9 protein-coding genes are annotated in these 11,123 nt (G+C 62.2%); 8 read left to right on the top strand and 1 reads right to left on the bottom strand.

Annotated features, from left to right (window positions below; all coding sequences use genetic code 11):
* Window position 1: 1 nt before the first annotated feature.
* From tssH to IF690_RS12865, 5 genes are all read left to right on the top strand, one after another.
* Window positions 2-2,545 carry a type VI secretion system ATPase TssH gene (gene tssH / locus IF690_RS12885; RefSeq protein WP_023968983.1) on the top strand — a complete coding sequence of 848 codons (2,544 nt, stop codon included), beginning with the start codon at window positions 2-4 and terminating at the stop codon, window positions 2,543-2,545.
* A 61-nt stretch (window positions 2,546-2,606) separates the two neighbouring features.
* Complete coding sequence (locus tag IF690_RS12880) at window positions 2,607-3,521, top strand: LirA/MavJ family T4SS effector (RefSeq protein ID WP_202700361.1); 915 nt, start codon at window positions 2,607-2,609, stop codon at window positions 3,519-3,521.
* A 56-nt stretch (window positions 3,522-3,577) separates the two neighbouring features.
* Entirely contained in the window at window positions 3,578-4,402 is an 825-nt protein-coding gene (locus IF690_RS12875; protein WP_202700360.1) for a hypothetical protein, read from the top strand.
* A 21-nt stretch (window positions 4,403-4,423) separates the two neighbouring features.
* Window positions 4,424-6,433 (top strand): type VI secretion system Vgr family protein, encoded by a 2,010-nt coding sequence (locus tag IF690_RS12870; protein WP_202700359.1) that lies wholly within the window; start codon window positions 4,424-4,426, stop codon window positions 6,431-6,433.
* Window positions 6,434-6,443: 10 nt separating this feature from the next.
* Window positions 6,444-6,989 carry a toxin-antitoxin system YwqK family antitoxin gene (locus IF690_RS12865; RefSeq protein ID WP_202700358.1) on the top strand — a complete coding sequence of 182 codons (546 nt, stop codon included), beginning with the start codon at window positions 6,444-6,446 and terminating at the stop codon, window positions 6,987-6,989.
* 32 nt (window positions 6,990-7,021) lie between these two features.
* Here the strand turns inward: IF690_RS12865 and IF690_RS12860 are convergent, their stop codons facing one another.
* A complete protein-coding gene (locus IF690_RS12860; protein WP_202700357.1) occupies window positions 7,022-7,417 on the bottom strand; it encodes a DUF4280 domain-containing protein in 396 nt (131 codons plus the stop codon).
* A 209-nt stretch (window positions 7,418-7,626) separates the two neighbouring features.
* Here IF690_RS12860 and IF690_RS12855 point away from each other — a divergent pair, with 209 nt between their 5' ends.
* The 3 genes from IF690_RS12855 (at window position 7,627) to IF690_RS12845 (ending at window position 11,065) form a co-directional block, all read left to right on the top strand.
* A complete protein-coding gene (locus IF690_RS12855) occupies window positions 7,627-8,694 on the top strand; it encodes a phosphotransferase family protein (RefSeq protein WP_202700356.1) in 1,068 nt (355 codons plus the stop codon).
* A 35-nt stretch (window positions 8,695-8,729) separates the two neighbouring features.
* On the top strand, window positions 8,730-9,497 hold the full coding sequence (locus IF690_RS12850) for an SDR family oxidoreductase (RefSeq protein WP_202700355.1): 768 nt from the start codon (window positions 8,730-8,732) through the stop codon (window positions 9,495-9,497).
* Between the two features lie 452 nt (window positions 9,498-9,949).
* A complete protein-coding gene (locus tag IF690_RS12845) occupies window positions 9,950-11,065 on the top strand; it encodes a Gfo/Idh/MocA family protein (protein WP_202700354.1) in 1,116 nt (371 codons plus the stop codon).
* The last annotated feature ends 58 nt before the right edge of the window (window positions 11,066-11,123 follow it).

Raw genomic sequence — 11,123 nt, 5'->3', positions numbered from 1 at the left:
CATGGAACTGGCCAGCCTGATCGGACGCCTCAACCCCGACAGCCGTCGCGCCCTGGAGCGGGCGGCCCAGCGCTGCCTGCAACGCGGCCACCACTACGTGGAAATCGAGCACCTGTTGCTGGAACTGCTGGACATCGAAGGCGGCGACTTTGCCTGGCTGCTGCCCCGCTTCGGCCTGGAGCGCGATGCCCTGGCCGCGGAAATCAACAAGGCCCTGGACCTGTTCAAGTCCGGCAGCACCCGCACCCCGGCGCTATCCAGCCACACCCTGGGCCTGCTCGAAGACGCGGTGGTGCACGCCAGCGTGCTCGGCCTGGAGAGCATTCGCTCGGGCCTGTTGCTGCTGGCCCTGCTCGATCGCGAGGAGCGCCGCAGCCTGTTGCTCAATAGCGCCTCGTCCCTGCTGCGCATTCCCCACGACGCCCTGCGCGGCAACCTGCTGGAGTGGACCGAAAAGTCCCGCGAGCACAGCGGCAAACGCCCGTCGGCCGACAAGAACACCCCCGCCGCGGCCGTGGACTCGCTGCTCGACCAGTACACCCAGGACCTGACCGCCGATGCCCACGCCGGACGCATCGACCCCATAGTCGGGCGCGACGGCGAGATCCGCCAATGCATCGATATCCTCCTGCGCCGGCGGCAGAACAACCCGATCCTGGTGGGCGCTCCCGGCGTGGGCAAGACCGCGGTGGTCGAAGGCCTGGCCCTGCGCATCGCCGCCGGCGACGTGCCGCCGTCCCTGCAGGACGTGGTATTGCGGGTGCTGGACCTGGGCCTGCTGCAGGCCGGGGCCGGGGTCAAGGGCGAGTTCGAACAGCGCCTCAAGGGGGTGATCGACGCGGTGCGCAACGCGCCAAAGCCGATCATCCTGTTTATCGACGAGGCCCATACGCTGATCGGCGCCGGCGCCTCCGAAGGCGGCAGCGACGCGGCCAACCTGCTCAAGCCAGCCTTGGCCCGGGGCGAGTTGCGCACCCTGGCCGCCACCACCTGGCTGGAGTACAAGAAATACTTCGAGAAAGACCCGGCCCTGGCCCGGCGTTTCCAGTTGGTGCAAGTGGAAGAGCCGGATGAAATCACCGCCGTGGAAATGCTCCGCGGGGTCGCCGCCAAGCTCGAACAGCACCATGGCGTACAGGTGCTGGACGCGGCCATCCATGAAGCGGTGAAACTCTCCCACCGCTACATCTCCGGACGCCAGTTGCCGGACAAGGCCATCAGTGTGCTCGACACCGCCTGCGCCCGGGTCGCCCTCGGCCAGCACGACGTACCGCCGCCGCTGGAAAGCCTGCGCCACCGCCAGCACAGCCTGCAGGAAGAAACCGAACGCCTGCGCCGGGAACAGGCCACCGGCCTGGATCACCGCGAACGCATCACCCTGCTGGAGGGCGAATCAGCCACGAATGTGCAGGCCATCCGCGAACTGGAAACCCGTTGGGGCGAAGAGCGGGTCGCCGTGCGTGAACTGCTGGAGACCCGCGCCGAGCTGCTGGCCCTGAGCGAACGCGCCGACAGCGACAAACCCGACGAAGCCATCGACAGCCGCATCGACCACCTGGCCGCCGAACTGCTGCGCCTGGAAGCCGGCCTCGACGCCATCCGCCAGGACGACCCGCTGGTGCCGGAACAGGTCGACGCCAAGACGGTGGCCGCGGTGATCGCTGGCTGGACCGGCATCCCGGTGGGCAAGATGCTCGCCGACGAAGCCCACGCCGTGCGCACCCTCGGCCAGCGCATGGGCCAGCGGGTGATGGGCCAGAGCAGCGCGCTGAGCACCATCGCCCAACGCCTGCAAGCCTACCGCGCCGGCCTCACCGACCCGCAGAAGCCAGTGGGGGTATTCCTGCTGGTCGGTCCCACCGGCGTCGGCAAGACCGAAACCGCCTACGCCCTGGCCGATGCCTTGTATGGCGGCGAACGCAACCTGATCAGCATCAACCTCTCCGAATACCAGGAAGCCCACACCGTCAGCCAGCTCAAGGGCGCCCCACCCGGCTACGTCGGCTACGGCAGCGGTGGCGTGCTCACCGAAGCGGTACGGCGCAAACCCTACTCGGTGGTGCTGCTGGACGAGATCGAAAAGGCCCACCCGGATGTGCTCGAAGCCTTCTACAACGTCTTCGACAAGGGCGTGATGGAAGACGGTACCGGCCTGGTGGTGGACTTCAAGAACACCGTGATGCTCGCCACCAGCAATGTCGGCGCCGAGCTGATCCTCGATACCCCGACCGCGCAGCTCGGCACCGATGCCTTCAACGAAGTGCTGCGCAAGGTCCTGCTGCAAGCCTTCCGCCCGGCCTTTCTCGCCCGCATGACAGTCGTGCCCTACCGCCCGTTGGACGAGTCGACGCTGGAAGGGATCGTGCTGGCGAAGCTGGAGAAGTTGCGCGGACGCTACAAAGCGGCGACCGGCAAGCCATTCGAATTTGATGCGGGAATCGTCAAGGCGGTGCTCGCCAAATGCAGCGCGGCGGGAGCCAGGGATGTCGAGAATGTACTGATGACCCAGGTGACAGGGAAACTGGCGGAGTGGGTGTTGGAATAAGGAAAAACAGGGCGGCAGAAGGTGAGCGGTCTGCCCATGTTTTTCAATCAAAGGAGCCATTATGAGCGGCAAATACACACTCGATCTTCTATTCGGCTCGTCAATTCGCACGCGGCCACACTTCGATACTTTTCTTTACCTCGGTGTCGACGCATTGCGTACCCGCACGAAATACTTTCAATACCTACAAAGAATCGAGTACGACATACAACGCAAGATTAAACATCATTTCAAAGACGTCACTTTGAGTACGCACGAACAAATTCAGCTTTATCAAGATCCGCCCGAGGGGTTCGAAAAGCCGAGAAAAGTCCTCGAAAGTGTCTTCCTGGAAAGAGAAAAACCGGAACTTTTCACTGACACAAGAACGATCATCAGCGTTCTGAGCCCGAAGCAGTTCGCTAAACTTATTGCTTTGGGCGCGCCCGTCAAAGACCCCACTATCAACCCGGAACATGGCGAATATTCGCACCGGCTTCAGCTCCAGGTTTTGCTGTTGATGAAGCGCGAACTGGGAATACCTGACGATCTACCGATGGTGGAGCTTTACAAACCGCTGGCCGATTCTCCCCTTGAAGTGCCAGAGTCTGACGAATGGTTCGGGAAAGTGACTGCCTGGGACTATCTGTTTGATCGCAACGAATTTGCCAAACCCAATTTGAACTCGCCCTTCAATACTGTCGATGTCTTCGATGCCTCTAGCCCCGAAAATCTGCAAAAGCTAATCAAGGTCCAGTACAAAAACGATTTACCGCTGCTCTCCATGTTTTTTGACGCTCGCGAAGAAAAGCGCAAAAGAGAAGACTTCACCACCCCCTGGAAGAAAAATATCGCAGTGTCCGAATATGTCGCCCAAAAGATATACCGCACCCCTTTCAAAGATCTGCGGCCCGAACAAAAACAACAGGTTCTCGATTTGCTGGCGAACGGCGGTTACTTTCTGCCACCAAAATCACCTGGCATTTTTCATTTATGAACGGACTCGAGAAACCGCCTCGCGATATTTTTCCATCACGGTTACGGAGAACATGCATGCCTGTTTACATTGGTGAATATAACGCTGGAGATTTTTTTCGCTTCCCCAGTACCGGAGACAAGAAAACGGCGGTGGACATGTGCGACAGGATCGCCGAGTGCGGCAACTTCGTTGCAGGCACGCAGGGGCTGCGCTTTTCCGGTGCAGGTCCTCAGCAGTCCTACGCCAATTGGGAAGGAAGAATTTACGATGAGTCCGCCAAAGAAGAGAAAAGCTTTCGCTTGGACCTGCAAGCGAAGGCCGTCAACTTCAATGCTCAATCGGTGATCTGGAGCGGCACGCCCCCCGGAGCTGAAGTCATCGCCAGTATTGATCACCTATGCCAATGGCAACTGCAATTCGGTTTCAAAGGCGATCGCCTGACTAAAAAAAACAATGCTGCGATCGGCAACTACCGAGTCAATCACAAGGGTGCGGTGGCCGGTGTCATGTTAGCCATGGATCACTGGATTACGATCGATGATTTCAAGAACGCGCTGCAATTCAGCTTCGACAGAAATGCTGGCGAAACCGGCACGGGTTCGTGCTTTGCCGTACTCGCCTCAAGTGATCGCTATGTAGCGCCCGTACCGGTCGCGGCCGCTTCGTCCAGTCCCAAAGCTTCTTACACTTGCGGCAATACTTATTGTGAGTTCAAGGATCAAATCCAGATTGCCGTCTTCCAGACGTTTCCTTTGAAAACCAAATACATTGCGAGTGGCGGAATCAGTCTGATGTCACCCAAGTGTGAAGGGTGCTATGGCAACCTCACATTGAAGGGCGACCTTGATAACGCCTACCTGGTGACGCCAACAGACAGGGTTTTTCAGATCACCAAGTAACCGTTTCTTCGAGTTCTGGCCATGCCGCGATCGACCGACAGCAACACCAGCCTCTCCCTCACCGCCTCCTCTCTGTCGGAGCTCTACCCAGAGTCGCTGGCAGGCGACGAGGCGCTCAATACGCTTGGGGCACAAACCCTCAGTGGCCTCAACGACGGCCCCTCCCTCACTCTGCCCGACGCCATCGCCACCCACCTCACCATCACCCTGCACAACGACGCCCTCACCCGCCCCCTCGATGCCCTGGTCGCGGAAATCCGCCAGCTCCCCGCCGACGCCACCGCCGAGCGTTATCAGGTGGTACTGCGGCCCTGGCTCTGGTGGCTGACCCTGGCCAGCAACAACCGGGTGTTCCAGAACCTCAGTACCTCGGACATCGTCACGACAATTTTCAAGGCCCACGGTTTCAGCGACTTCAAGCTCTCGCTGAGCGGCAGCTACAGCCCGCGCGAGTATTGCGTGCAGTACGCCGAGAGCGATTTCGCCTTTGTCTCGCGGCTCCTGGAGGAGGAAGGGATTTTCTGGTTCTTCACCCATGAGGAAGGCAAGCACACCCTGGTGCTGGGGGATAGCAACGATGCGTTCGTGGCGATTCCCAACGGGCCGAAGGTCAATTATCTCGGCCAGCGGCTGGGCGAGCGCGAACTGCATGGCATTCGCTCCGGACAGTTGTGCGTGCAGGCGGTGGCCGGCGGGTACCGGGCAACCGATTATGAGTTCACCACGCCCGCCATGTCGCTGTACGGCCAGGCCGAAGCCGTGGCCGGGCCGCGTTCGATGTACGAACATCCGGGTGGCTATAACGCCAAGGCGCGGGGCGATGCGCTGACCAAGCAGCGAGTGGATGGCCTGCGCAGCGAGGAGCAGCGTTTTGTCGGCGAAAGCGACTGCCGCTGGCTGGTGCCGGGGCACTGGTTCACCCTCGACGGGCACGACGACGCGAGCCTGAACATCGACTGGGTAGTGACCCGAGTCACCCATGACGTCAGCCATGACAGTTACCGCAATCGCTTCGAAGCGATCCCCAAGGCCACACCGTTTCGTCCGCAACGCAGCACCCCCAAACCGCGCATGCACCCGCAAACCGCCATCGTGGTCGGCAAATCCGGCGAAGAAATCTGGACCGACGAGTATGGCCGGATCAAGTTGCAGTTCCCCTGGGACCGTGACGGCAAGAACGATGAAACCAGTTCCTGCTGGGTGCGCGTGGTACTGCCCTGGAGCGGCAAGGGCTTCGGCATGCAGTTCATCCCACGGATCGGCCAGGAAGTCATCGTGACCTTCATCGACGGCGACCCGGACCGGCCGCTGGTCACCGGTTGCGTGTACAACGGCGACAACGCCCTGCCCTATGCGCTTCCGGCGAACCAGACCCAGTCGGGGATCAAGACCCAGTCGTCCAAGGGTGGCGGCGGTTTCAACGAACTGCGCTTCGAGGACAAGAAAGACGCCGAGGAGGTGTTCCTGCAGGCACAGAAGGACTTGAAGATCAACGTGCTCAACGACACCAGCGCCACGGTCGGCCACGACGAAACCCTCACGGTACAGAACGCCCGCACCCGCACGGTCAAGGAAGGCGACGAGACCGTGACCCTGGAGAAAGGCAAGCGCAGCGTGACCATCCAGACCGGCAGCGACAGCCTGGACGTGAAGGACACACGCACGGTGAAGGTCGGCAGCGACCAGAACCACAGCACCGGCGGCAACTACGAGCATCAGGTCACTGGCAACTACAACCTGACGGTGGACGGCAACCTGACCATCAAGGTCAACGGCACCCTGACCCTTCAGAGCGGGGGCAGCTTTACCCTCAAGAGCGGCGCCGACCTGGCGGCCCAGGCCAGTACCTCCATCAGCCACAAGGCCGGTACATCCCTGAGCAGCCAGGCGGGCACCTCACTGGAAAACAAGGCCGGTACCACCCTGACCAACGACGCCGGGATCAGCCTGACCAACAAGGGCGGTGCCGAGCAAACGGTGGATGGCGGCGGGATGCTGACCATCAAGGGCGGCCTGGTGAAGGTCAACTGAGGAAATCGCGATGGCGCAGTCCGACAAGCTGGAGTTGCAAAGGGGTGACAGTCGACTCGACGGGCGCCTGCTCGACGGCCAACTGGAGGGAACCCTGCGCATCAAGGAAGCCGGCCGCCCCCAGGCCGAACTGAACTACCGCCAGGGCGAGCTGCAAGGCATCAGCACGCTGTATCACCCCAATGGCCGGATCTCGGCGCGGCTGTCTTACATCGATGGCAAGTTGCAGGGCCTCGCGCGGTTCTATTCCACCGAAGGCACGCTGCAACGCAAGGCCAGCTACCACCAGGGACTGTTGCATGGCGAGGCGAATAATTTTTTTGCCGACGGCCGGCTGGCCGAACGCGAGCATTATCGCGACGGGGTTCGCGAAGGCACCTACCAGCGTTTTCATCCCAACGGCAAGCAGGCCCTCAATGCCCGCTATCTCAACGGCCAACTGCTGGAGCCGGGCCAGGCCTTCGCCAGCGATGGTCGGCCGCTGGATGCCGACGGCAAGCCGATCTCGCGGCTGCGCTGGTGGTTCAGGCAGCGGATGGACCCCGTCGAAGGCTGAGCGCCCTGTTGCGGCAGCGGGTGCGGGCCTGCTCAGGGAATCAGCATCTGCATCTGCCCGGGCACGACGATCTTGATCACGCCGGCCCAACTGCACATCAGGGTGCTGTTGGCGTCCAGCGCGGGCATGCTGCCCAGCAGCAGGGTCGGGGGGCCGCCGGGAATCCACGGAGCGGCGGTGGCCGGGATGCAGGGCATCGGTGTCAGCACCCCGAGCGCCGCCGCGGTGGCCGCCGCGACCATGGGATTGGCCAGGCTCTGGCACATGCCGAACGGCAAAATGTTTACCAACGGAATGTGATCCATGATGTTCGCCGCCGGCATGCCGCCGGTCAGCACCCGATTGGCCGGCAGCACCATGAGCGCCGAAGGCGCCACGCCAAAGCTGCACTGCAGGGTGGCGCTGGCACAAACCTGTGGGCAGCCCATCCGAACCTCCTGTCACCAAGGCAATCGACCTGATCAACCTTAGCCGCAAGGCACGGCCTCTGCCGCAGGATCTGCCGCAGCGCATCAGGCCCGCTGATTATCCGGCAACACGCTAACCTATAAGTCCCTGCATCACTTGTGAGCCCAGGGACGCGCGCATTAGATTAGCCAATAATCTCTGGCCTCCAGAATAAGCAGAAGGGATAAGCATGGCGCTTACTGACCAGTCCACCCGTACTCGCTCCGGCGAGGAACTCGATGCCAACCTGATCGATCCGTACCTCAAGGCCCATATTCCGGGCCTGACCGGCACCCCGCAGATCAGCCAGTTTCCGGGCGGTGCTTCGAACCTGACCTACCTGCTGGAATACCCGGAGCAGGAATTCGTCCTGCGCCGCCCGCCCTTTGGCCACAAGGCCAAGTCGGCCCATGACATGGGCCGCGAATACCGCATCCTCAACCAACTCAAGGACGGCTTTGCGTATTGCCCGAAAGCCTATGTGCACTGCACCGACGAATCGGTGATCGGCGCCGAGTTCTATGTGATGGAGCGGGTCAAGGGCATCATCCTGCGCTCCGACCTGCCGCCGGAGCTGGGTTTCGACGCGGCCACGACCGAAGCCCTGTGCAAGGGCTTCATCGACAAGTTCGTCGAGCTGCACCGCGTCGACTACAAGGCCTGCGGCCTGAGTGACCTGGGCAAGCCCGAAGGTTATGTGCAACGCCAGATCAAGGGCTGGAGCGACCGCTACGAGAAAGCCCTGACCCCCGACGCGCCCAAGTGGGAAGCGGTCAAGGCCTGGCTCAACGACAAGATGCCGGCCGATCACCCGACCTCCAGCATCGTGCACAACGACTACCGCTTCGACAACGTGATCCTCGACCCGGCCAACCCGATGCAGATCATCGGTGTGCTGGACTGGGAGCTGACGACCCTGGGCGATCCGCTGATGGACCTGGGCAACACCCTGGCCTACTGGATCGAGGCCAGCGACCCGGCGCCGGTGCAACTGATGCGCCGCCAGCCGAGCAACGCCCCGGGCATGCTGAGCCGCCAGCAGTTCGTCGACTACTACGCCGAACGCGCCGGCATCCGGATCGGCAATTTCGACTTCTACTACACCTACGGCCTGTTCCGCCTGGCCGGCATCGTGCAGCAGATCTACTACCGCTTCTTCCATGGCCAGACCCAGGACCAACGCTTCGCGCCGTTCATTCACATGAACAAGCTGCTGGAGCAGATGAGCCTGCAAGTCATCGACAAATCCAGCCTCTGATCGTCCCGGCGCCAGGCGCACCATAAGGAAAAACCATGTCCAAGACTCAGTTGTTCGACCTCGACGGCAAGATCGCTTTCGTCTCCGGCGCCAGCCGCGGCATCGGTGAAGCCATCGCCAAGCTGCTGGCCCAGCAAGGCGCCCATGTGATCGTCTCGAGCCGCAAGCTCGAAGGCTGCCAGCATGTGGCCGACGCCATCGTCGCCGCTGGCGGCAAGGCCACCGCTATCGCCTGCCATATCGGCGAGATGGAGCAGATCGGCCAGGTGTTCGCCGGCATCCGCGAACAGTTCGGGCGCCTGGACATCCTGGTCAACAACGCCGCCACCAACCCGCAGTTCTGCAATGTGCTGGACACCGACCTGGGCGCCTTCCAGAAAACCGTCGACGTGAATATCCGCGGCTACTTCTTCATGTCGGTGGAAGCCGGCAAGCTGATGCGCGACAACGGCGGCGGCAGCATCATCAACGTGGCCTCGATCAATGGCGTATCCCCCGGCATCTTCCAGGGCGTCTACTCGGTGAGCAAGGCGGCGGTGATCAACATGACCAAGGTCTTCGCCAAGGAGTGCGCGCAGTTCGGCATCCGCTGCAACGCCCTGCTGCCGGGCCTGACCGACACCAAGTTCGCCTCGGCGCTGGTGAAGAACGACACCATCCTCAAGACCGCCCTGGCGCAGATCCCCCTCAAGCGCGTGGCCGACCCGAGCGAAATGGCCGGCGCCGTGCTCTACCTGGCCAGCGATGCCTCGAGCTACACCACGGGCGTGTCGCTGAACGTGGATGGCGGCTTCCTGTCCTGAGCGATCCGCGCCGTTCGACAAAGGCAGCCTGCGGGCTTAATGCCGATCAGTTAAGGCTTTTTGTAGGAGCGGCCGGTCGACGCTCGATTGCTCGCGAAGAACTCCAGCACAGCGCGTTAAACCAGGCAGTACGCGTTATCGTTGACGTTTTTCGCGAGCAAGCTCGCTCCTACAGTCGAGCCAATCGCTTAACTGATCGGCATTAGCCTGCGGGCTGCCTTTTTCATTGCCGACACGGACTTCTTGTAGGAGCGAAGCTTGCTCGCGATGGTCGTTAACGATGACGCGTATTGCCTGAATGAACGCGTTGCCCTTGCGTTTATCGCGAGCAAGCTTCGCTACAGGGGATCTGCGGCGACAAAAAATGAATATTTTTTCCACCAATTGCAATTAGAGAATATTTATTCCATAAATAGCCTGCCTTACAACAACAATTCTGCAAGGGGTCGGCTATGGGTGAACTGGGAATAGGTCTGATCGGCACCGGCTTCATGGGCCGGGCCCATGCGTTGGCGTTCCGTAATGTCAGCGCGGTGTTCGAGTTGCCGGTGCGCCTGCACCTGGCGGCACTGGCCGATGCCGACAGCCAGCGCGCCGGGCACTGCGCGGCGGCCTGGGGTTTTGCCCGGGCCCACAGCGACTGGCAACGGCTGATCGACGACCCCAGGGTCGACCTGGTGGCGATCACCACGCCCAATCACCTGCACTTCCCGATGGCCATGGCCGCCCTGAAGGCCGGCAAGGCGGTGTATTGCGAGAAGCCCCTGGCGGTCAGCGTCGAACAGGCGCAGCAGATGCAACAAGCGGCCCAAGCCGCCGGGGTGGTCACCCGGGTCGGCTACAACTATCAGCACAACCCGATGATCATGCAGGCCAAGGCGCTGATCGACAGCGGCGAACTGGGGCAGATCGTCAGCTTCCAGGGCGAGTTCAGCGAAGACTTCATGGCCGACCCGGCCTCGCCTTTCTCCTGGCGCTGCGACCCGCGGCATGCCGGTGGCGCCCTGGCCGACCTGGGCAGCCACCTGCTGGCCATGGCGCGTTATCTGCTGGGCGAGGTCGAGGCGGTCTGCGCCGACAGCCAGACTGTGCACCAGCAGCGCCCGGCCAGCGCTGGCAGCCAGGAACAGCGCCCGATCGCCGTGGACGACCAGGCCCACGCCCTGCTGCGCTTCGCCAGCGGCGCCCGCGGGACCTTCAGCAGCAGCTGGCTCAAGCACGGCTACAAGAACCACCTGAGCTTCGAGATCAGCGGCACCCGCGGCACCCTGGCCTTCGACCAGGAGCGCCTCAACGAGCTGCGCCTGTACCGTGCCGGCGATAGCGGCTTCCAGCGCCTGCTGGCCGGGCCCGCCCTGCCCGGCTACGCCGCCTTCAGCCCGGCCCCGGGGCATCAGCTGGGCTACAACGAGCTGAAGACCCTGGAGGTGCATGAACTGATCATGGCCCTCGGCGGCCAGGGGCAAGGCGGGACGGATTTCGCCGAGGCCTGGCAGGTGGAGCGGCTGGCGGCGGCGATCCGGATCGCGGCGCGGGAGCGGCGTTGGGTGGATGTCGAGCCCCTTTAAAACCACCGCCATGCCTGTAGCAAGCTTGCTCGCGATAGAAACAACGCGGTGTGTCTGA

It is taken from the genome of Pseudomonas sp. SK3(2021), assembly GCF_016772375.1.
Classification (GTDB): domain Bacteria; phylum Pseudomonadota; class Gammaproteobacteria; order Pseudomonadales; family Pseudomonadaceae; genus Aquipseudomonas; species Aquipseudomonas chlororaphis_I.
The sequence above is the reverse complement of the archived record's forward strand: the minus strand, read 5'-3'. Positions and strand labels throughout refer to the sequence as shown.

What these genes read in the sequence shown, in the direction of transcription:
- tssH (WP_023968983.1), top strand. Translation starts at nt 2, where the DNA reads ATGGAACTGGCCAGCCTGATCGGACGCCTCAACCCCGACAGCCGTCGC.
- IF690_RS12880 (WP_202700361.1), top strand. Translation starts at nt 2,607, where the DNA reads ATGAGCGGCAAATACACACTCGATCTTCTATTCGGCTCGTCAATTCGC.
- IF690_RS12875 (WP_202700360.1), top strand. Translation starts at nt 3,578, where the DNA reads ATGCCTGTTTACATTGGTGAATATAACGCTGGAGATTTTTTTCGCTTC.
- IF690_RS12870 (WP_202700359.1), top strand. Translation starts at nt 4,424, where the DNA reads ATGCCGCGATCGACCGACAGCAACACCAGCCTCTCCCTCACCGCCTCC.
- IF690_RS12865 (WP_202700358.1), top strand. Translation starts at nt 6,444, where the DNA reads ATGGCGCAGTCCGACAAGCTGGAGTTGCAAAGGGGTGACAGTCGACTC.
- IF690_RS12860 (WP_202700357.1), bottom strand. Translation starts at nt 7,417, where the DNA reads ATGGGCTGCCCACAGGTTTGTGCCAGCGCCACCCTGCAGTGCAGCTTT.
- IF690_RS12855 (WP_202700356.1), top strand. Translation starts at nt 7,627, where the DNA reads ATGGCGCTTACTGACCAGTCCACCCGTACTCGCTCCGGCGAGGAACTC.
- IF690_RS12850 (WP_202700355.1), top strand. Translation starts at nt 8,730, where the DNA reads ATGTCCAAGACTCAGTTGTTCGACCTCGACGGCAAGATCGCTTTCGTC.
- IF690_RS12845 (WP_202700354.1), top strand. Translation starts at nt 9,950, where the DNA reads ATGGGTGAACTGGGAATAGGTCTGATCGGCACCGGCTTCATGGGCCGG.